The following is a 20,675-nucleotide window of genomic DNA, read 5'->3' as shown; positions in this document are numbered from 1 at the left end:
ACTCCCGAACGGCCGTGCGCCCCGCTGCCCGCGGGCCCGTACGGCCCAGTGCCGGGGGCCCGCTCAGCGGCGCTCGGGCTTCGCGCTGCGCGACATCAGCTCCTTGAGGGCGACGATCGGCGGCTTGCCCTCGTGGACGATCGAGACGACGGTCTCGGTGATGGGCATGTCGACTCCGTGGCGGCGGCCCAGATCCAGCACCGACTCACAGGACTTGACGCCTTCGGCGGTCTGCTTGGTGGCCGCGATGGTCTCCTGGAGGGTCATCCCGCGGCCGAGGTTGGTGCCGAAGGTGTTGTTCCGGGAGAGCGGCGACGAGCAGGTGGCGACGAGGTCGCCGAGGCCGGCGAGGCCGGAGAAGGTGAGCGGGTCGGCTCCCATGGCGAGGCCGAGCCGGGTGGTCTCGGCGAGGCCGCGGGTGATGAGCGTGGCCTTGGAGTTGTCGCCGAGTCCCATGCCGTTGGCGATGCCGACGGCGAGCCCGATGACGTTCTTGACCGCGCCGCCGAGTTCGCAGCCGACCACGTCGGTGTTGGTGTACGGGCGGAAGTACGGGGTCAGGCAGGCGGTCTGGAGCCGCTGGGCGACCGTCTCGTCGACGCAGGCGACGACGGCGGCGGCGGGCTGCCTGGCGGCGATCTCCTTGGCGAGGTTGGGGCCGGTGAGGACGGCCACGCGCTCGGCGGGCACGTCGGCGACCTCGGTGATGACCTCGCTCATCCGCTTGGCGGTGCCGAGTTCGACGCCCTTCATGAGGGAGACGAGCACGGTGTCGGGCGCGAGCATCGGAGCCCAGGCGGCGAGGTTGCCGCGGAGGGTCTGCGAGGGCACGACGAGGACGGTGAAGTCGGCGTCGTGGGCGGCCTCCGCGGGGTCGGCGGTGGCCGTGACCGTCGCGGGGAGTTCGACGCCCGGCAGGTAGTCCGGGTTGGTCCGGGAGGCGTTGATCTCCTTGGCGAGTTCGGCGCGGCGGCCCCAGAGGCTCACCTCGCACCCCGCGTCGGCGAGCACCATGGCGAAGGCCGTGCCCCAGGATCCGTTGCCGAAGACAGCTGCCTTGGTCACTTGGTGCCCCCCTCTGTCGCCTTGCGCCGCTGCTGGAGACGGGCCTTGCGGTGGTCGTACGGTTCGGCGGGCGCCTGCTCGCCGCGGATCTGCTCGAGGACGGCGGTGACGGCGGCCATGATGACCTCGGTCGCCTCGCGGAGCACCTCGGGCGTCGGCTCGAGGCCGTGGAAGCGCGAGAGGTCGACGGGCGGACCGGCCTGCACGATCAGCGTCTTGCGGGGGAACAGGCGGAGCTTGTTCTCCTTGGCGTACGGCGGCATCGCCAGGTTGGCGCCCCACTGGGCCACCGGGATGACGGGGGCCTTGGTGAGCAGCGCGACCCGCGCGGCACCGGTCTTGCCCGCCATGGGCCACATGTCGGGGTCCCGGGTCAGGGTGCCCTCGGGGTAGAAGGCGACGCACTCGCCGCGCTCGATGGCGTCGACGGCGGCGCGGAACGCGTCGAGCGCGTTGGTCGTCTCGCGGTAGACGGGGATCTGGCCGGTGCCGCGCAGCATCATGCCCACGAAGGGGGTCTTGAAGAGGGCCGCCTTGGCGAGGAGGCGCGGGACCCGGCCGGTGTTGTACTGGTAGTGCGCGTACGACAGCGGGTCCAGGTAGGAGTTGTGGTTGACCGCGGTGATGAAGCCGCCGTCGGCCGGAATGTGCTCCATACCGCGCCAGTCCCGGTTGAACAGAACCACCAGGGGGGGTTTGGCGATGACCGCCGCGAGGCGGTACCAGAAGCCGATTCTGCGGCGGGGCACTCGGACACCTTTCTCCGGGACTGGCTGGCAGAGGGTCAAGTGTCGCCCCGTGCTCCTGGTCTGTCGAGTGACACCGTACGCCCCGGGCCCTCCGGGAGAACGCGTGGGCGGGACAGAATGACCCCCGATGAACTCGACGCACGCGAGGCACCCGATGCACCCCCCGCACACGGACGCGGATGACGGCTGGTCCCTGGTCGTCCCCCTGAAGCCCCTTGCCCTGGCGAAGAGCAGGCTGGCCGCCGCGGCCGGGGCCCGGCTGCGCCCCCGGCTCGCGCTGGCGTTCGCGGAGGACACCGTGGGGGCGGTGCTGAACTGCGCGCGCGTACGGGATGTGGTGGTCGTCACGGACGATCCCACGGCCGCCCCGGTCCTCGCCGCCCTGGGTGCGCGGGTCGTGCCGGACACCCCGGCGGCGGGGCTCAACGCGGCGCTCGCGCACGGGGTCCGTGCCGTGCGGTCCGGGCGGCCGTGCGCGCGCGTGGCGGCGCTCAACGCGGATCTGCCGGCGCTGCGGCCGGATGAGCTGGCCCGGGTGCTCGACGTGGCCCGGAAATTTCCGAGGGCATTTCTCGCGGATGCCGCCGAAATAGGTACGACATTCCTCTCGGCGGCTCCGGGGGTGGAATTGGAACCGGCATTCGGGGGCCCGTCGAGGCTCCGGCATTTGTCTTCGGGGGCGGTGGAAATCACGCTGGCCGGGGTGGATTCCGTACGCCGGGACGTGGACACCGGTGAGGATCTGGTGGCGGCGGGGGCGCTGGGGCTCGGCCCGCGGACGGCCGCCCGGTGGCTGCCCGCGGCCGGATAGGCTGCGGTCCATGCAGGCGACCGCGTTCACGTACGACCCCGAGACCCGCAGCGGCAGTGTGCTGCTCGACGACGGCACCCCCGTGGAGTTCGGGGCGGAGGCCTTCGAGGCGGGCGGGCTGCGGCTGCTGCGGCCGGGGCAGCGGGTGCGGATCGACGTGGAGCCCGGCACGTCCGGGGCCGGCGCGCGGATCACCCTGGTGACGCTGCAGACCTTCTGAGCGGGGCTTCACCCCTGGCGTTGAGCGCACGGACGCGCCGCGGGCCGGGCTCCCTGGGGGGAGCCCGGCCCGGCGGGTGTCTACCGCTCGTCCTACTTCTTGGCGGCGGTCTTCTTGGCGGTCGTCTTGCGCGCCGTCGTCTTCTTGGCGGGCGCCTTCGTCGCCGTGGCCTTCTTCGCGGCCGGCGCGGTCTTCTTGGCCGCGGCCTTGGTCGCCTTCTTGGCGGCGGCGGCCGTGGTGGCCTTCTTCGCGGCGCCGTTCGCGGTCTTCTTCGCCGCGGTGGTGGTCGTCTTCTTGGCGGGGGTCACCTTCTTGGCGGCCGCCGTGGTGGTGGTCTTCTTCGCGGGGGTCGCCTTCTTCGCGGCCGCCGCGGTGGTGGTCTTCCGCGCCGGGGTCGCCTTCTTCGCGGCGGCCTTCTTGGCGGTGGTGGCCTTCTTCGCCGCGGCCTTCTTCACGGTCGCGGAGGCGCCACCGGTGAGGCTGCCCTTCGGGGCCTTCTTGACGGAGACCTCGCCTCCCTTGGGGAGCTTCTTCGAGCCGCTGACCAGGTCCTTGAAGCCCTGACCGGCACGGAAGCGGGGGACCGAGGTCTTCTTGACCCGCACCCGCTCACCCGTCTGCGGGTTGCGGGCGTAGCGGGCCGGACGGTCGACCTTCTCGAACGAGCCGAAACCCGTCACAGAGACCCGGTCGCCACCGACCACGGCGCGCACGATGGCGTCGAGCACGTGGTCGACGGCTTCGGCGGCCTGCTGGCGACCGCCCATCTTGTCGGCAATCGCTTCTACGAGCTGCGCCTTGTTCACGTCTTCCCCTTCGGAGACATTGCCAGAACGAAAGTGTTCAAGCTTTTTCGCACGTTAGGCATGTATATACCGCAAATCAAACACGAAACGGTCTAATCACCCTAGTGCCGCAACGCGGAAGATCCGCTGCGGAGTTCCTGGTGTCAGTCGTCCTCTGGGAATCGGCCCTCGTCGAGGTCCTTCATCAACCGGTCCAGACGCGCTGCCGCGTCCTTGAGATCGTGCTTCGCCGCGGCCGTCACGACCAGCAGCTTCCGGGACAGCGCCATCCTTACGCCCTCCGGGACTTGCAGTGAGCGCACTCTTGTGTGCGCTTCCTTCAATCGGGCTGCGACTGCCTCGTAGAGCTCGAGTTGGCTGTCGCGTTCCATGCACCGATTGTGCCATCTAGGGCGAGTTGTCGCCCGACAGGGTCCCAACAAGCGACTGCGCCCCCCACCGGGCGGTGGGGGGCGCAGTCTTGGAAAAGCGCTGCTCAGGCCGTAATTGTACGGGGCTTGAAGGCCGGTCGTGACGCCTCGTAGGTCGCGATGTCGGCTTCGTTCTGAAGGGTGAGGCTGATGTCGTCGAGGCCGTTCAGGAGCCGCCAGCGGGCGTTCTCGTCGAGCTCGAAGTCGGCGTCGATCCCGGCGGCCAGGACCTTGCGCCGCTCCAGGTCGACGGTGACCTCGGCGGTCGGGTCGGCCTCGGTCAGCTCCCAGAGCGCGTCCACCGTCTCCTGCGGCAGGACCACGGTCAGCAGGCCGTTCTTCAGCGAGTTGCCGCGGAAGATGTCGGCGAAGCGGGCGGAGATGACCGCCTGGAAGCCGTAGTTCTGGAGCGCCCAGACGGCGTGCTCACGGGAGGAGCCGGTACCGAAGTCGGGGCCGGCGACCAGGACCGAGGCACCCTTCCGCTCGGGGCGGTTGAGGATGAACTCGGAGTCCTTGCGCCAGGCCTCGAAGAGGCCGTCCTCGAAGCCGTCGCGGGTGACCTTCTTCAGCCAGTGCGCCGGGATGATCTGGTCGGTGTCGACGTTGCTGCGGCGCAGCGGGACGGCCCGGCCGGTGTGTGTGGTGAAAGCTTCCATGGTTCCTCAGACCCCCGCGGTGGTGGCGACGTCGGACAGATCGGCCGGGGAGGCCAGATGGCCCAGGACGGCGGTGGCGGCGGCGACCTGGGGCGAGACCAGGTGGGTCCGGCCGCCCTTGCCCTGCCGGCCCTCGAAGTTGCGGTTGGAGGTGGACGCGGAGCGCTCACCGGGCGCCAGTTGGTCGGGGTTCATGCCCAGACACATCGAGCAGCCCGCGTGCCGCCATTCGGCGCCGGCCTCCTTGAAGACCTTGTCCAGGCCCTCCTCGACGGCCTGCAGGGCGACCCGGACGGAGCCGGGGACGACCAGCATGCGGACCCCGTCGGCGACCTGGCGGCCCTCCAGCAGACCGGCGGCGTTGCGCAGGTCCTCGATGCGGCCGTTGGTGCAGGAGCCTACGAAGACGGTGTCGACCTTGATGTCGCGCAGCGGCTGCCCGGCGGTCAACCCCATGTACTCCAGGGCCTTTTCGGCGGCGAGGCGCTCCGAAGCGTCTTCGTACGAAGCCGGGTCGGGGACGTTCGCCGAAAGCGGCGCGCCCTGGCCGGGGTTGGTGCCCCAGGTGACGAACGGCGCCAGGGAGGCGGCGTCGATGACGACCTCGGCGTCGAAGACCGCGTCCTCGTCGGACCTCAGGGTGCTCCAGTACGCGACGGCGGCGTCCCAGTCCTCGCCCTCGGGGGCGTGGTCGCGGCCCTTGAGGTAGGCGAAGGTGGTCTCGTCGGGGGCGATCATGCCCGCGCGGGCGCCCGCCTCGATCGACATGTTGCAGATGGTCATCCGGGCCTCCATCGAGAGCTTCTCGATGGCGGAGCCGCGGTACTCCAGGATGTAGCCCTGACCGCCGCCGGTGCCGATCTTGGCGATGATCGCCAGGATCAGGTCCTTGGCGGTGACGTCCTCGGGCAGCTCGCCGTCGATCGTGATGGCCATGGTCTTCGGGCGCGCCAGCGGGAGCGTCTGGGTGGCGAGCACGTGCTCGACCTGGCTGGTGCCGATGCCGAAGGCGAGAGCGCCGAAGGCGCCGTGCGTGGAGGTGTGCGAGTCGCCGCAGACCACGGTGGTGCCGGGCTGGGTCAGGCCCAGCTGCGGTCCCACGACGTGGACGACGCCCTGCTCGACGTCACCCAGCGGGTGCAGCCGGACGCCGAAGTCGGCACAGTTCTTACGGAGGGTCTCCAGCTGTGCGCGGGAGACGGGGTCCGCGATGGGCTTGTCGATGTCGAGGGTCGGGGTGTTGTGGTCCTCGGTGGCGATGGTCAGGTCGAGGCGCCGCACCTGCCGGCCGTTCTGGCGCAGGCCGTCGAAGGCCTGGGGGCTGGTCACCTCGTGCAGCAGGTGCAGATCGATGAAGAGGAGGTCGGGCTCGCCCTCGGCGCGCCGGACGACGTGGTCGTCCCAGACCTTCTCCGCGAGTGTCCTACCCATCGCTTTCCCTCCGGCCGACGTCTACGCCGGCACAACTAGAGACCCGTTTCGCGGGCCGTTGTGCGGCCGCCTCACCAGAGTGACAAGTTCCTCGGGAAATTGAACTTGCGTTTCACAGAGTGAGACGTGAATATCGTTGCATGGACAACTCTAGCGGCGTAGGCGTTCTCGACAAGGCAGCCCTTGTCCTGAGCGCCCTGGAGTCCGGTCCGGCCACCCTCGCAGGACTGGTCGCGGCGACGGGACTCGCACGACCCACGGCACATCGTCTCGCCGTGGCACTGGAACACCACCGGATGGTGGCGCGTGACATGCAGGGCCGGTTCATCCTCGGACCGCGCCTGGCGGAGCTCGCCGCCGCGGCCGGCGAGGACCGCCTGCTCGCGACCGCGGGCCCGGTTCTGACGCATCTGCGCGATGTCACCGGCGAGAGCGCCCAGCTCTACCGGCGCCAGGGCGACATGCGCATCTGTGTGGCGGCGGCCGAGCGTCTCTCGGGCCTGCGGGACACCGTCCCGGTCGGTTCGACGCTGACGATGAAGGCCGGCTCCTCGGCGCAGATCCTGATGGCCTGGGAGGAGCCCGAGCGGCTGCACCGCGGCCTCCAGGGCGCCCGCTTCACGGCGACGGCCCTGTCGGGCGTACGGCGGCGCGGCTGGGCCCAGTCGATCGGCGAGCGGGAGCCGGGCGTCGCGTCCGTCTCCGCGCCCGTGCGCGGTCCGTCGAACCGGGTGGTGGCCGCCGTGTCGGTGTCCGGCCCGATCGAGCGGCTGACGCGCCACCCGGGCCGTATGCACGCCCAGGCGGTCATCGACGCCGCCGCCCGTCTGTCCGAGGCCCTCCGCCGCACCGGCTGACGCTCTCCTTCTGTTCCGTTCCTCCCGGCCCACCGCTTCAACGCCGCAGCGGTGGGCCGGAGTTGTGCGTCCTGAGCCGGACAGCGAAGAAGCCCTTCCCCGAAGGGAAGGGCTTCTTCGTCTTGTACCCCCGACCGGATTCGAACCGGCGCTACCGCCTTGAGAGGGCGGCGTGCTAGGCCGCTACACAACGGGGGCCCTGCGGATCAGATCCGCGATGCAGATGAGCTCTGCGAGCTGGCCTACCTGGACTCGAACCAAGAATGACGGTACCAGAAACCGTAGTGTTGCCAATTACACCATAGGCCATGGTGGTTACACCGTACCCCCGACCGGATTCGAACCGGCGCTACCGCCTTGAGAGGGCGGCGTGCTAGGCCGCTACACAACGGGGGCCCTAGCGATCCCACCCGGTCGTGACCGGGTGATGTCACCGCAGATCCACCGGGAGCTACCCAAGTGATCTACAGGATGGATCTGTACCCCCGACCGGATTCGAACCGGCGCTACTGCCTTGAGAGGGCAGCGTGCTAGGCCGCTACACAACGGGGGCTTTGCGGATGCGATCCGCGTACGATGCAGATGAGCTCTGCGAGCTGGCCTACCTGGACTCGAACCAAGACTAACGGAACCAGAAACCGTCGTGCTGCCAATTACACCATAGGCCACCGGGGCAACTTCCCCTCGAAGGGGATCTTGCTCGGCTTGCGCTTTCCGGGTTCTTGCCTTTCGGCTTGTTCCCCTCGGCGCAGGAAGAACATTACCCGAAGGTGGACGGTGCTCCAAAACGGGTATCCCCGCTGAGCAGGTCCGGAAGCTGGCGGAGATCCGTGATCCGGTTCAGCTCGGGCCGACCGCCCGTGCCGGCGCGGTCCAGCCAGATGCCCCGCAGCCCCGCCTCCACCGCGCCCCGCGCGTCGATGTCGGGCTGGTCCCCCACGTACGCCACCTCGTCCGGACGCAGGTCGAGGGCCGTACAGGCGGCGTGGAAGGCCTCGGGGGACGGTTTGGCCACGCCGAGCTCGGCGGCGCACAGGACGGCCTCGAAGCGGTCCCGTACGCCCAGGACGCGGAGCTTGCGGTCCTGGTTGTGCAGGCTGCTGTTCGACAGGATCCCGTGCCGGTACGCGTCGGCCAGGAGGTCCAGGACGGGCACGGTGTCGGGGAAGAGCTCCCAGGCCGCCTCGTAGTGGGAGACGTACCGCTCGAACCAGGCGTCGGCCTGGGCCGCGGTGAGCCCGGGCGCCGTCAGGAAGTCCCGGACCCGCTCCCTGCGCTGCTCCTGGAAGTCGACCCCGCCGGCCTCGAAGCGGCGCCAGTGGACCGCGGTCAGCTCCCGCCAACGGCGGAGGGCCTGGTCGACGGAGTCGAATCCGTCCACCAGGCCCTCGGCCGTCAGGTGCGCGCTCATGCCGATGTGGTCGGCGCGGGCGTAGTCGAAGATCGTGTCGTCGACGTCCCAGAGCACCGCGCGGATGGTCATGGACCGACCGTACCGCGCGGAGGCGATCAGCCGGCGAGCTTCGCCAGGGCCGCGTCGATGCGGGTCAGGGTCTTCTCCTTGCCCAGGATCTCCAGGGACTCGAAGAGGGGCAGGCCGACCGTGCGGCCGGTGACCGCGACGCGGACCGGGGCCTGGGCCTTGCCGAGCTTGAGGCCGTGGGCCTCGCCGGCGACCAGGACCGCGTTCTTGAGCGACTCCGGGTCGCTCCAGTCGGCGTCGACGAGCTTCTCGCGGGCGGTGGTGAGGAGGGCCGCGGGCTCGCCCTTCATCGCCTTGTCCCACGAGGGCTGGTCGAAGACCGGCTCCGGGAGGAAGAGGAAGTCGACGTTGGCCGTGATGTCCGAGAGGACGGTGATGCGGGTCTGGGCGTGCGGCGCGATGGCCTCCCAGGCGGCGCGGTCGAAGTCCTCGGGCGCCCAGTTGGCGTGCGGGGCGCGCAGCCAGGGCTCGCAGGCCTCGGCGAAGGTCTTCATGTCGAGCATGCGGATGTGGTCCGCGTTGATCGACTCGGCCTTCTTGAGGTCGAAGCGCGCCGGGTTGGCGTTGACGTCGGCGATGTCGAACTTCGACACCATCTGCTCGATGGTGAAGATGTCCTGGTCCGCCGAGAACGACCAGCCCAGGAGGGACAGGTAGTTCAGCAGGCCCTCGCGGAGGAAGCCGCGCTCCCGGTAGAGGTTGAGGGAGGACTCGGGGTCGCGCTTGGAGAGCTTCTTGTTGCCCTCGCCCATCACGTACGGCAGGTGGCCGAAGGAGGGGATCTCCTTGGCGACGCCCAGCTCGATCAGCGCCTTGTAGAGCGCGATCTGGCGGGGGGTGGAGGAGAGCAGGTCCTCGCCGCGCAGGACGTGGGTGATCTCCATCAGGGCGTCGTCGACCGGGTTGACCAGGGTGTACAGCGGGGCGCCGTTGGCGCGCACGATGCCGTAGTCCGGGACGTTGTCCGGGGTGAAGGTGAGCTCGCCGCGGACCAGGTCCGTGAAGGTGATCGGCTCGTCCGGCATCTTGAAGCGGACGATGGAGTCGCGGCCCTCGGCGCGGTAGCGCTCGATGCGCTCGGCGCTCAGGTTGCGGCAGGTGCCGTCGTAGCCGGACGGCTTGCCGGCCAGGCGGGCGGCGTCGCGGCGGGCCTCGAGCTCCACGGCGGTGCAGAAGCAGTGGTACGCGTAGCCGCCTGCGAGCAGCTTCTCGGCGACGTCCTTGTAGATGTCCATCCGCTGCGACTGGCGGTACGGCGCGTGCGGGCCGCCGACCTCCGGGCCCTCGTCCCAGTCGAGGCCGAGCCACTTCAGGGAGTCGAGCAGCTGCTCGTACGACTCCTCGGAGTCGCGGGCCGCGTCGGTGTCCTCGATGCGGAAGACCATGGCGCCCTGGTTGTGCCGGGCGAAGGCCCAGTTGAAGAGGGCGGTGCGGACCAGGCCCACGTGGGGGTTGCCGGTCGGCGAGGGACAGAAACGGACGCGGATTTTCGCGTTAGCCACGCTTGATCACCTTATTGGTGAGAGTGCCGATGCCTTCGATGGTGACGGCGACCTCGTCGCCGACGTTGAGGGGGCCGACCCCGGCGGGGGTGCCGGTGAGGATGACGTCGCCCGGGAGCAGTGTCATGGCCTCGGTGATGTGGACGACCAGGTCCTCGATGGAGCGGATCATGTCGCTCGTCCGACCCAGCTGGCGCTGTTCGCCGTTGACCGTGGCCTGGATGGTCAGGTCGCGGGGGTCGAGGTCCGTCTCCACCCAGGGGCCCAGCGGGCAGGAGGTGTCGAAGCCCTTGGCGCGGGCCCACTGCTTCTCGCGCTCCTGCGCGTCGCGGGCGGTGACGTCGTTGGCGCAGGTGTAGCCGAAGATGACGTCCTTCACGCGCTCACGGGGCACCTCGCGGCACATGCGGCCGATGACCACGGCCAGTTCGGCCTCGTGGTGCAGCTCGTTCGAGAAGGAGGGGTACTCGATCGCGTCGCCGGAGCCGACCACCGAGGTGGTGGGCTTGAAGAAGGCGACGGGGACGTCCGGGACCTCGTGACCGAGTTCGGCGGCGTGCTCCGCGTAGTTGCGGCCGATGGCCACGACCTTGTTGGGGAGCACCGGCGGCAGGAGCCGTACCTTGCTCAGCGGGACCTTGGTGCCGCTGAGCTCGAAGTCGGTGTACGGAATGCCCTTGATGATGTCGAGGACGAGGCCGCCGGACTCGACGGTTCCCTCGCCCTCGACGGCGCCGAAGGCCACATTGCCGTCGATGGAGAATCTGGCGATGCGCACGAGTGCTGTCGCCCCTCACTTGGTGCTGGCTGGAGTCTGACGCTCCAGGCTAACGCGGCGCGGGGCGGCCGATCCGCGTGATCAGCGGGACGCGGCGGCGTACGGCTCGGGCTGGTACGGGGCCGGGGGCTGCATGAGGATGGTGCGGCGCGGGTTGGCCGTCTGCGTGGGCAGCTCGGCCGCGTACTCCGGCTGGGCGCCCCGGCCGAGCTCTGCGGCGTCCGAGAGGTGGACGAGGGTGGAACGGCGGGGGTTGGCCGTGGTGCCGGGCGTCGTCGTCTTCATCGCGGTGATCTGACCTTGTTCCGGAACGGGCGCCGCATGCGGGCGCGTGAGGGTGTAAAGCGTCAGGCTAAACATGCGATTCCCTTCGAATGCATGGCTAAGACATCGATTCTCGTGTGAGTTTGCTCACCACCAGCGCTACATTCCGGGCATTACGGACTGCTGTCCGGAGTCACGGAAAGGGACATTCCGCCACTGAATGCGCTATTCCGCTCCTGATCATCTCGACTGGGACACACGGGCGCGGACAGCCATTGGAGGGGAAAAGTCCGAATCCTCCGTGATCATCTTCTACATGCGGTGACACTGTGCGCACGGGTTGTCATGACTCTCCCGGCGCGACACGCGGCTCTTGTTGGAGATCCGGCACTGTGCTGGAATTCCACGCACCGCCGCGGGTTTCAAGCCGGCGCGCAGGGGGCGCAACGCAGCGCCGGCCGTGTGGCGGGGAAGGGGGAAGCTGCGCCGGTCACCGACGACCACCTGGGGTGCTCCACACACCCCGAACGACGCCGACACCGTCCTCCGTTCATTCGGAAGGGCGCCTGGTCCAGAGGTTGCGACGCTAGTGCAGGGACGTTTCAAGAGGGATGGCTCGGGGTCTCCCCAGGCCCGCAAGGGCCGTGCGGATACTCCGGCGGAGCAGGAACCGCGTGCCGGGACCGACCGCGGTCCCTCGGCCTCGCACACCCCGAACCAGGGTCAGGGACCGTCCGGCGAGGGCGGTGACGGCGGCAGGCGCACGAGCGCCGCGGCCGCTTCCGCCGAGCCGTCCGAGGCAACCCCCAAGCCCCGGGCCGAGAACGAGGTCGGCCCGCGAATAGCCCTGCGCAACTGGCGCATCTCCACGCGCCTGGTCGCGCTCCTCACCCTCCCCGTGGTCGCCGCGACCACCCTGGGCGGCATCCGCATCAGCGAGTCGCTCCAGGACATGGAGCAGCTCGACCACATGCAGCTGCTCACCAAGCTGACCCGAGAGGCGACCGACCTCGCGCAGGCCCTGCAGGCCGAGCGCGACCTGTCCGCGGGCCCGCTGGTCAACGGCCGGCCGGTCAGCGACTACCAGGTCTCCAACCCGCGCCGGAAGACGGACCTCGAGTACAAGGCCTTCCTGGAGGCCACCGAGGACATCCCGGCCACCGAGGGCGACGAGGCGCTGCGCAGCATCCGCCAGAACGTCAACGGGATCGCCTCGCAGGTCATCCAGCTCAACACCATCCGGGGCAACGCCTACGAGAAGGGCGTCTCCCACTCGGTGACGGTCGAGGCGTACAGCCGCCTCATCCGCTCGCTGCTCAGCCTGTCCCAGGACATGGCGCAGGCGACCAGTAACCCCGAGATGATCAAGCGGACCCGTGCGCTCGCCGCGTTCTCGTCCGCCAAGGAGTACGCCTCCATCCAGCAGGCGATCATCGCGGCGGCGCTGCCCGCGAGCGACCGGACCCCCGGCAAGATCCAGCAGGGTGACCGTCTCTACGGCGAGGCCGCGCTCAACTCCGAGGGTGACGAGCTCAAGTCCTTCCAGGCGATCTACGAGTCGACGGGTGGTGACGCCACCGAGCGGCTGGCGTCCCTGAACACCGGCAACCCGTCGATCGCCGCCGCCGAGAAGTACGCCGAGCGCGTCCTCAACATGGACGACGCCATGCAGAGCGGCACCCGGCGCGGTCACCTGAACTTCACCGACGAGTACGGCACCAAGATCACCGCCATGAACCGCATCGAGCGCGGTCTGCTCGGCGACATGGAGACCATGGCCCGTGAGCTGCGGCAGGAGTCGCAGCGCGAGGCCATCATCAACGGTGCGCTGATCCTCCTCGTCCTCGGCGTCTCGCTCATCGGCGCCTTCGTCGTGGCCCGGTCCATGATCCGCTCGCTGCGCCGGCTCCAGGACACCGCGACCAAGGTCGCCCAGGACCGGCTGCCCGAGCTCGTCAAGCAGCTGTCCGAGTCCGACCCGCAGGACGTCGACACCTCCGTCGAGTCCGTCGGTGTGCACTCCCGTGACGAGATCGGCCAGGTGGCCGCGGCCTTCGACGACGTGCACCGCGAGGCCGTCCGCCTCGCCGCCGAGCAGGCCCTCCTCCGGGGCAACGTCAACGCGATGTTCACCAACCTCTCGCGCCGCTCCCAGGGCCTCATCCAGCGTCAGCTCTCGCTCATCTCCGAGCTGGAGTCGCGCGAGGCCGACCCGGACCAGCTGTCCTCGCTGTTCAAGCTCGACCACCTCGCGACGCGTATGCGCCGTAACGGTGAGAACCTCCTCGTCCTCGCCGGTGAGGAGCCGGGCCGCCGCTGGACCCGCCCGGTCCCGCTGGTCGACGTCCTGCGTGCCGCCGCCTCCGAGGTGGAACAGTACGAGCGCATCGAGCTGGCCGCGGTCCCCGCGACCGAGGTCGCGGGCCGCGTCGTCAACGACCTCGTGCACCTCCTCGCCGAGCTGCTCGAGAACGCCACCTCGTTCTCCTCCCCGCAGACCAAGGTCCGGGTCACCGGCCACGCGCTGCCCGACGGCCGGGTGCTCGTCGAGATCCACGACACCGGCATCGGCCTCTCCCCCGAGGACCTCGCCGCGATCAACGAGCGGCTCGCCTCGCCGCCCACCGTGGACGTCTCGGTCTCCCGCCGCATGGGCCTCTTCGTGGTCGGCCGCCTGTCCCTGCGACACGGCATCCGCATCCAGCTGCGCCCCTCCGACTCGGGCGGCACCACCGCACTCGTCATGCTGCCGGTCGACGTCGCCCAGGGCGGCAAGAAGCCCATGCCGAAGCCGGGCGCCGGTGGCCAGGGCGCGATGCCGCAGGGTGCCTCCGCTCCGGGCGGCCGGCTTCCCGGCGGTCCCGGCGCGGCCGGTGGCCCCGGCGGCGGACGTCCGGGCCAGGGCGGCGGGCCGTCGGCGACGGCCGGCCGGATCGGCACCGGAGCCCCGCGCGGCCAGGTCGGTACGAGCGGTCCCCGGGCCGCGCTGCCCGCCCGTGACGGCGCTCCGCTCACGGGTGGCCCGCAGGGCGCCCCGCAGCCCCGTACCCCGCAGCCGCAGAACGCTCAGCTCGACCAGACCGGCCAGCTGCCGCAGGTCCCCCCGGCCCCGCAGGCCCCGCAGAGCCACGATCCGCTGCGCCCCGGCGGCGGGCTCATCGGCGGCGCCGCGAGCGCCATCCCCTCCCGTACCGACGTGTGGGGCAACACCGGCGGTCCGCAGGCCGGACCCGGCGCGCCGCAGCAGGCGCCCCAGGGCGGCGGGCGGCCCGGTGGGTACGACTCCCCGCGCGCCGAGCTGCCGGGGGGCAACCCCCAGTCGCAGCGCCCGCAGGCCGCGAGCTGGGGCAACGACCCGGCGCAGCAGCAGCCGGTGCGGCGCCCGCGCCAGGAGATGTCCCCGCTGGACGCCCCGCGCGGTCACGAGGAGTCGGACACGTCGGGCCTGTTCGGGGCTCCGGCGGCCCCCCAGGGCCCCGGTTCCACGGGCCAGTTCCCCCGCCCCGACTTCGGCGCGCCGGGGCAGCAGCAGGGCCGTCCGCAGCAGCAGGCCCCGCAGGCGTACCAGGGCGGTGTCCAGGACCCGGCGTCGACGGCGCAGTTCCCGCGCCCCGACTTCGACGCACCGCAGGGCCCCGGCTCCACCGGCCAGTTCCCGCGCCCGGACCTCGGCGCCCCGCAGGGCCCCGGCTCCACCGGCCAGTTCCCGCGCCCGGACTTCGGCGCGCAGCAGCAGCCGCTGCAGGGGCGGCCCCCGCAGGCCCCGCAGCAGCAGGCCCAGCAGCAGGCTCCGCAGCAGTACCAGGGCGGCCAGCAGCAGCAGTTCGGCCGGCAGCCCTACGTACCGCAGGCGCAGCAGCAGGCCCAGGCCCCGCAGCCGCCGGCCCCCCGCCAGCGCGACGGCGGTGACTTCGGCGCTCCGCGCCCGGGTTCCGAGCCGGTCCAGCAGCCGCAGCAGCGTCAGCCGCAGCTCCAGCAGCCGCGCCGTCCGGAGGCCCTGCCGCCGGCGAGCGGCGCGGGCGACGGCCGCACGCCGCTGTACGACACGCTGGAGACCAACTGGCACCAGCACCAGGGGCAGGCTCCCGGCGCACCGCAGCCGTCCGCTCCGGCGCACCGGCAGACCGGTGACCCGGCCGCCGACGCCGGCCGGCAGAACGGTGGGGGCGCCTGGCGGACCTCGCCCAACGACGAGCTGGTGCGCCAGGCCGAGCGGGTGCGCAAGCCCGCGGCCGGCGGAGTCACCACCTCCGGTCTTCCGCGGCGCGTGCCGAAGGCCAACCTCGTGCCCGGGACCGCACAGGAGCAGGCCCACACGGCCGGCCCCCAGGTCTCGCGCGCACCCGACGACGTCCGCGGCCGGCTGACCAATCTGCGCCGCGGCATCCAGCAGGGCCGACAAGCGGGCAACTCGACCACGGGTAGCATCCACCTCGGTCCGAACCATCAGCAGGAGCGTTAGTTGAACGCGATGAGCCAGGCGGCGCAGAACCTGAACTGGTTGATCACCAATTTCGTGGACAACACCCCTGGGGTGTCGCACACGGTGGTGGTCTCCGCCGACGGACTCCTGCTCGCCATGTCCGAAGGATTCCCCCGTGACCGCGCCGACCAGCTGGCGGCGGTCGCGTCCGGACTGACCTCGCTGACCGCGGGCGCGTCCCGGATCTTCGAGGGGGGCCCCGTCGCACAGACGGTCGTGGAGATGGAGCGCGGTTTCCTCTTCCTCATGTCCGTCTCCGACGGGTCCTCGCTGGCCGTGCTCGCCCACCCCGAGTGCGACATCGGCCTCGTGGGCTACGAGATGGCGCTGCTTGTCGACCGGGCCGGCAGCGTCCTCACCCCGGACCTCCGCGCGGAGCTCCAGGGCAGCCTGCTCCACTAGCCGGCACCGCCCCCGGACAACCCCACCGCACGACCGACCGACAGGGCGGTACGCCCCTCCGTACCGCCCTGGGCACCGTTCACCGTCCGGCCGCCCCACCCGGCCCCCCACCGGCCCCATCAGACGGCAGAAGTCTTGCTGTCACGCCCGGAGGATTCATGACCCCGCCCCCCGCCTCTCACGATCCGTACGGCGCCTCAGTCGACGAGTACGGATACGAGGGCGACCAGCCGCTGGTGCGTCCGTACGCGATGACCGGCGGCCGGACCCGGCCGCGCTACCAGCTCGCCATCGAGGCACTGGTCAGCACCACGGCCGACCCGGCGCATCTCGCCACCCTGCTCCCCGAGCACCAGCGGATCTGCCACCTGTGCCGTGAGGTGAAGTCGGTGGCCGAGGTGTCGGCGCTGCTGTCGATGCCTCTCGGTGTCGCTCGCATCCTCGTCGCCGACCTGGCGGAGGCCGGCATGGTGGCGATCCACCAGCCGGGCAACGGAGAGACCGGCGGTACGCCGGACGTGACACTGCTCGAAAGGGTGCTCAGTGGACTTCGCAAGCTCTAGCGGCGGCGCGGCCCGTTCAACCACCAGCGCGAAGATCGTGGTGGCGGGTGGCTTCGGCGTGGGCAAGACCACGTTCGTCGGCGCCGTCTCCGAGATCGACCCGCTGCGTACCGAGGCGGTGATGACGTCGGCTTCGGCGGGCATCGACGACCTCACGCACACCGGTGGCAAGACGACGACGACCGTCGCCATGGACTTCGGCCGCATCACCCTGGACCAGGACCTGATCCTGTACCTGTTCGGTACGCCGGGCCAGGACCGGTTCTGGTTCATGTGGGACGACCTGGTGCGCGGCGCGATCGGCGCCGTGGTCCTGGTCGACACCCGGCGTCTCGCCGACTGCTTCCCGGCCGTCGACTACTTCGAGAACAGCGGCCTGCCCTTCGTCGTCGCCCTCAACGGCTTCGACGGATACCAGCCCTACCAGCCCGAGGAGGTCCGCGAGGCCCTCCAGATCGGGCCCGACACCCCCATCATCGTCACCGACGCCCGTCACCGCTCCGACGCCAAGAGCGCCCTCATCACGCTCGTCGAGCACGCCCTCATGGCCCGGCTCAAGTAGCGGATCGGTCAGGGCGGTTGTCATATGCCGCTGCCAGGGGCGGTCTGTGTCCTTCGACACGGCCGCCCGGGCGTTCATAACGTTTCGACAGAGAATTGGAGCGCTTCGGACACACGACGCATCCGATCGGTGTCACTGCGCTCACATGAGCCCCGCCATTTGGCGGGGCTCGCTCTTTATGCCCGTTTTATGCGAGGTCTGGACCACGGGAGGCCGCCGTATCCCACTGTTTGGAACGGACCCCCTTCACGTGCTGCAATTCATGAACTCCCGAGTAGTACGGCCCTGAACGAAACACCGGCACAACGTAGGTGCCGACGCCGAGAGGTTGTTGGTCGAGTGAGGCGAAGCAAGGAAAGCCCCGCGGAGCAGGACACGCGGGGCACGCGGGGCAACTTCACGCCGCCGCCGCGCTATGCCGTGTCGCCCGCGGACATGCCCGTGACACCGCCGCCCAGCGCGGCCACGGGCAAGGGAAGCTCCAGCAAGCTGTCGCCCCGTAACTGGCGGGTGCCCACCCGTCTGAACGCGATCCTCCTCATACCCGTGCTCGTCGGCCTCGTCATGGGCGGCTTCCAGGTCAAGGGAGCGATCGACACCTGGCAGGAGGCGCAGGACGCCGAGAAGACGGCGCTCATCGTGCGCGCCGCCTCGGAGTACAGCACCGCCCTGCTCAACGAGCGGGACCTCACCGCGGCCCCGCTGCTGAGCGGGAAGGGACGCGACAGCGACGAGGTGAAGCAGGCGTACGCCGCGACCGACGCCGCCCGGATGAAGTTCGACGAGGCCGCCAAGAACCTGCCTTCGGGTCAGGGCCTCGAGCGCCGCATCAAGCTCTTCAAGGACGAGGAGCCGAAGCTCGAGGCGCTGCGCAAGGCCGCGTACACCCGCTCCCTCGACCCGGTGAACACCCAGCTCGGGTACACCGGCGTCCAGCACTACCTCACCGAGTTCTCCAACGAGCTCGGTCTCGGCACCGGCAACGTCACCGCCTACGGCCGCAGCGTCTACGCCATCCAGCTGGCCAAGGGCGCCGAGTCCCTCCAGCGCTCGATCGGCACCCAGCTCCTGGTCCGGCCCAGCCAGACCGAGGCCGTCTTCGCCCAGCAGTCCGTGGCGTTCAACTCGTACAACTACCTGGAGCAGATCGCCCTCGGCGAGTTCTCCTCCGGTGGTATGCCCGAGGACGTCGAGCTGCTCAAGAAGGTCATGGCCGGCAAGGCCGCCGAGGGCGCCAAGCAGATGCGGGCCGCCGGCATCGAGCTGCCCAAGGGCAAGGACGGCTCCGTCTACTCCGGCGCGGCCTCCGCGATCGGCACCGCCAAGAGCCCCGAGGGTCTCGCGGCCCTCAAGTCCAAGGGCATCACGGCCGAGTCCTGGATGGCCGTCGCCACCGCCAAGTTCGACGGCTACTCCGAGGTCGAGAAGGCCCTCGTCGACAAGGCCGTGAACGAGGCCGTGAAGATCTCCGACGAGGCCAAGACGGACGCGTGGGTCATCGGTGGCATCGTCGTCGTCGCCCTGCTCGCCGCCTTCATCCTGGCCGGGATGATGGCCCGCCAGATGAGCCGCGCGATGCAGCAGCTGCGCACCGCCGCCTTCGGCATCGCCGAGCAGCGCCTGCCGATGCTGGTCGACCAGCTCTCCCGTACCGAGCCGGGCCGCGTCGACACCCGCGTCCAGCCCATCCCGATCGACTCGCAGGACGAGATCGGCGAGGTCGCCCGCGCCTTCGACCAGGTGCACCGCGAGGCCGTCCGGCTCGCCGCCGAGCAGGCCATGCTCCGGGGCAACGTCAACGCGATCTTCACGAACCTCTCGCGCCGCAACCAGTCCCTGATCGAGGGCCAGCTGACCCTCATCACGGACCTGGAGAACAACGAGGCCGACCCGGACCAGCTGGAGAACCTCTTCAAGCTGGACCACCTGGCCACCCGTATGCGCCGCAACGGCGAGAACCTCCTCGTCCTCGCCGGCGAGGAGCCCGGCCGCCGCTGGGACCAGCCGGTCCCGCTGGTCGACGTCATGCGCGCCGCCTCCTCCGAGGTGGAGCAGTACGAGCGCATCGAGCTCGCGGGCGTCCCTGAGGCCGAGATCCACGGCCAGGCCGTGACCGACCTCGTGCACCTGCTCGCCGAGCTCCTGGAGAACGCGACCACGTTCTCCTCCCCGCAGACCAAGGTCCGCGTCACCGCGACCCGTCTCCCCGACGGCCGCGTGATGGTCGAGATCCACGACAAGGGCATCGGCCTCACCGCCGAGGACTTCGCGGACATCAACCACAAGCTGGCCAACCCGCCGACCGTCGACGCCGCCGTCTCGCAGCGCATGGGCCTGTTCGTGGTCGGCCGCCTCGCCGACCGCCACAGCATCCGGGTCCAGCTCCGGCCCTCGGGCGAGCAGGCCGGTACGACCTCGCTCGTCATGCTGCCGGACGCGATCACCCACGGTGGTGGTGGCGAGCAGCCGATGCAGGACGACTTCACGGTCTCGCAGATCATTCCGCAGCAGCAGCAGAACGCCTTCGAGGCCCCTCCGCAGCAGCAGCAGATGCTGACCGCCGCCGACCTCGGTTTCGACGACTCGCGCTACGACCAGCCGGCCGAGGAGGAGCACCCGCTCGACCCGGTCGACCGCTCGCTGAAGCGCGAGGGGCGGCGTGCCGCCCTGGAGGCCCAGGCGCAGGGCGGTGACCGGCCGCTCTTCCGCGACGAGGCGGAGCAGGCCGAGCAGCCGCAGCAGGCCGACGCCTACGGGCACCAGGGCCAGGAGTACGCCCAGGGCCAGGAGTACGGGCCGCAGCAGGGGCAGGAGTACGCGTCGGAGCAGTACGCCCCGGCGCAGGAGTACGGGCAGCAGCCCCAGCAGGCGCAGGGGTACGGCCAGGAGTACGGGGCCGGATTCCCGCAGCAGGAGGGCTACGCGTACCCGGAGCAGGGGTACGAGGCGTACCAGCAGCCCGGCTATGCGGAAGCCTCGTACGAGACCCCGGAAGCCGAACACCAGCAGTACGGCAATACGTTCGATCCCCAGCCTCAGCAGGCAGAGTGGCAGGATCAGAACGCCTACGGCAGTGGTTGGCAGCAGCAGTACGGAGCAGAAACGGAATCTGCTCCGGCCGCTCCCGAACAGGCCCCCGAGCGCGTAGGCTTCGACCGTCCGGGTCCGACCCCGAGTGCCGCCCCGGATGCCGGTCACGCGCTGACCGACGCCGGTCTGCCGCGCCGCGGCAGCGTCGCCTCGCAGGGCCAGCAGGCGCCGCAGCAGCGGGCACCGCAGCAGGCGAAGCCCGCGCAGCCGGCGCAGGAGCAGCAGCAGAACGAAGCCGAAGGCCCCGACGACTGGCGCTCGACCAACGACGAGCGCTGGCAGCGGGCCGGGAAGCTCAAGGACCCGAAGGCCGGCGGGGTCACCTCGTCCGGTCTCCCCCGCCGGGTCCCGAAGGCCAACCTGGTCGAGGGCACGGCTGAGCAGACCCCGCAGGGCGGCCCCCAGGTCTCCCGCGCCCCCGAGGACGTACGGGGCAGGTTGAGCAACCTGCGCCGGGGCGTCCAGCAGGGACGCAGCGCGGGAACGGACACGAACGGATCGGGCCTCGGCCCGGGCAGTACCTACAACCAGGAGCGTTAG

At 70.5% G+C, this 20,675-nt stretch carries 18 protein-coding genes and 5 tRNA genes; 8 read left to right on the top strand and 15 right to left on the bottom strand.

Annotation, left to right across the window (positions count from 1 at the left end; genetic code table 11):
* Positions 1–63: 63 nt before the first annotated feature.
* Together ACIRB7_RS26380 and ACIRB7_RS26375 are read right to left on the bottom strand one after the other, a co-directional pair.
* The gene (locus ACIRB7_RS26380; protein WP_403603166.1) at positions 64–1,065 is read right to left on the bottom strand and encodes an NAD(P)H-dependent glycerol-3-phosphate dehydrogenase; all 1,002 of its coding nucleotides are present in this window, start codon (positions 1,063–1,065) and stop codon (positions 64–66) included.
* Positions 1,062–1,814, bottom strand: coding sequence for a lysophospholipid acyltransferase family protein (locus ACIRB7_RS26375; RefSeq protein ID WP_403603164.1), 753 nt, complete (start codon positions 1,812–1,814; stop codon positions 1,062–1,064). The genes ACIRB7_RS26380 and ACIRB7_RS26375 overlap by 4 nt, the downstream gene beginning before the upstream one ends.
* Before the next feature lie 127 nt (positions 1,815–1,941).
* On the opposite strand from ACIRB7_RS26375, the gene cofC reads away from it, so the two are divergent.
* Both cofC and ACIRB7_RS26365 read left to right on the top strand, forming a co-directional pair.
* Positions 1,942–2,625 (top strand): 2-phospho-L-lactate guanylyltransferase, encoded by a 684-nt coding sequence (gene cofC, locus ACIRB7_RS26370; protein WP_403603162.1) that lies wholly within the window; start codon positions 1,942–1,944, stop codon positions 2,623–2,625.
* A 10-nt stretch (positions 2,626–2,635) separates the two neighbouring features.
* Positions 2,636–2,845, top strand: coding sequence for a hypothetical protein (locus ACIRB7_RS26365; protein ID WP_403603160.1), 210 nt, complete (start codon positions 2,636–2,638; stop codon positions 2,843–2,845).
* A gap of 92 nt (positions 2,846–2,937) precedes the next feature.
* Here the strand turns inward: ACIRB7_RS26365 and ACIRB7_RS26360 are convergent, their stop codons facing one another.
* The 4 genes from ACIRB7_RS26360 to leuC all read right to left on the bottom strand — a co-directional run bounded on the left by ACIRB7_RS26360 (position 2,938) and on the right by leuC (position 6,151).
* On the bottom strand, positions 2,938–3,651 hold the full coding sequence (locus ACIRB7_RS26360; RefSeq protein WP_403603158.1) for an HU family DNA-binding protein: 714 nt from the start codon (positions 3,649–3,651) through the stop codon (positions 2,938–2,940).
* Between the two features lie 143 nt (positions 3,652–3,794).
* A complete protein-coding gene (locus ACIRB7_RS26355; RefSeq protein WP_030206244.1) occupies positions 3,795–4,022 on the bottom strand; it encodes a hypothetical protein in 228 nt (75 codons plus the stop codon).
* A 104-nt stretch (positions 4,023–4,126) separates the two neighbouring features.
* Entirely contained in the window at positions 4,127–4,720 is a 594-nt protein-coding gene (gene leuD, locus ACIRB7_RS26350) for a 3-isopropylmalate dehydratase small subunit (RefSeq protein ID WP_403603156.1), read from the bottom strand.
* Between the two features lie 6 nt (positions 4,721–4,726).
* A complete protein-coding gene (gene leuC / locus ACIRB7_RS26345; protein WP_403603154.1) occupies positions 4,727–6,151 on the bottom strand; it encodes a 3-isopropylmalate dehydratase large subunit in 1,425 nt (474 codons plus the stop codon).
* A 140-nt stretch (positions 6,152–6,291) separates the two neighbouring features.
* On the opposite strand from leuC, the gene ndgR reads away from it, so the two are divergent.
* A complete protein-coding gene (gene ndgR, locus ACIRB7_RS26340) occupies positions 6,292–7,008 on the top strand; it encodes an IclR family transcriptional regulator NdgR (RefSeq protein WP_015036427.1) in 717 nt (238 codons plus the stop codon).
* A 125-nt stretch (positions 7,009–7,133) separates the two neighbouring features.
* Here the strand turns inward: ndgR and ACIRB7_RS26335 are convergent.
* The 9 genes from ACIRB7_RS26335 to ACIRB7_RS26295 form a co-directional block, all read right to left on the bottom strand.
* Positions 7,134–7,206 (bottom strand) — tRNA-Glu (locus ACIRB7_RS26335).
* Positions 7,207–7,245: 39 nt separating this feature from the next.
* Positions 7,246–7,317: transfer RNA gene (locus ACIRB7_RS26330), tRNA-Gln, on the bottom strand.
* Positions 7,318–7,331: 14 nt separating this feature from the next.
* A tRNA-Glu gene (locus tag ACIRB7_RS26325) sits at positions 7,332–7,404 on the bottom strand.
* A gap of 84 nt (positions 7,405–7,488) precedes the next feature.
* Positions 7,489–7,561 (bottom strand) — tRNA-Glu (locus ACIRB7_RS26320).
* A gap of 43 nt (positions 7,562–7,604) precedes the next feature.
* Positions 7,605–7,676: transfer RNA gene (locus ACIRB7_RS26315), tRNA-Gln, on the bottom strand.
* Between the two features lie 92 nt (positions 7,677–7,768).
* A complete protein-coding gene (locus ACIRB7_RS26310; protein WP_403603152.1) occupies positions 7,769–8,491 on the bottom strand; it encodes an HAD family hydrolase in 723 nt (240 codons plus the stop codon).
* Positions 8,492–8,517: 26 nt separating this feature from the next.
* Positions 8,518–9,993 (bottom strand): glutamate--tRNA ligase, encoded by a 1,476-nt coding sequence (gene gltX, locus ACIRB7_RS26305; RefSeq protein ID WP_403603150.1) that lies wholly within the window; start codon positions 9,991–9,993, stop codon positions 8,518–8,520.
* Complete coding sequence (locus tag ACIRB7_RS26300; RefSeq protein WP_403603148.1) at positions 9,986–10,771, bottom strand: fumarylacetoacetate hydrolase family protein; 786 nt, start codon at positions 10,769–10,771, stop codon at positions 9,986–9,988. The genes gltX and ACIRB7_RS26300 overlap by 8 nt, the downstream gene beginning before the upstream one ends.
* Before the next feature lie 81 nt (positions 10,772–10,852).
* Positions 10,853–11,056: a hypothetical protein gene (locus ACIRB7_RS26295; RefSeq protein ID WP_403603146.1), complete on the bottom strand. Its 204-nt coding sequence runs from the start codon at positions 11,054–11,056 to the stop codon at positions 10,853–10,855.
* A 568-nt stretch (positions 11,057–11,624) separates the two neighbouring features.
* On the opposite strand from ACIRB7_RS26295, the gene ACIRB7_RS26290 reads away from it, so the two are divergent.
* From ACIRB7_RS26290 to ACIRB7_RS26270, 5 genes are all read left to right on the top strand, one after another.
* Complete coding sequence (locus ACIRB7_RS26290) at positions 11,625–15,497, top strand: nitrate- and nitrite sensing domain-containing protein (RefSeq protein WP_403603144.1); 3,873 nt, start codon at positions 11,625–11,627, stop codon at positions 15,495–15,497.
* 9 nt (positions 15,498–15,506) lie between these two features.
* Entirely contained in the window at positions 15,507–15,920 is a 414-nt protein-coding gene (locus tag ACIRB7_RS26285; RefSeq protein ID WP_030496942.1) for a roadblock/LC7 domain-containing protein, read from the top strand.
* 158 nt (positions 15,921–16,078) lie between these two features.
* Positions 16,079–16,483, top strand: coding sequence for a DUF742 domain-containing protein (locus tag ACIRB7_RS26280; protein WP_024756254.1), 405 nt, complete (start codon positions 16,079–16,081; stop codon positions 16,481–16,483).
* Entirely contained in the window at positions 16,464–17,045 is a 582-nt protein-coding gene (locus ACIRB7_RS26275; RefSeq protein ID WP_351214952.1) for an ATP/GTP-binding protein, read from the top strand. Before ACIRB7_RS26280 ends, ACIRB7_RS26275 begins: the two co-directional genes overlap by 20 nt.
* Positions 17,046–17,384: 339 nt before the next feature.
* A complete protein-coding gene (locus ACIRB7_RS26270; protein WP_403603141.1) occupies positions 17,385–20,675 on the top strand; it encodes a nitrate- and nitrite sensing domain-containing protein in 3,291 nt (1,096 codons plus the stop codon).

Origin of the sequence: Streptomyces sp. NPDC093795, from assembly GCF_044764665.1 — a bacterium.
Taxonomy (GTDB): Bacteria; Actinomycetota; Actinomycetes; order Streptomycetales; family Streptomycetaceae; genus Streptomyces.
The sequence above is the reverse complement of the archived record's forward strand: the minus strand, read 5'-3'. Positions and strand labels throughout refer to the sequence as shown.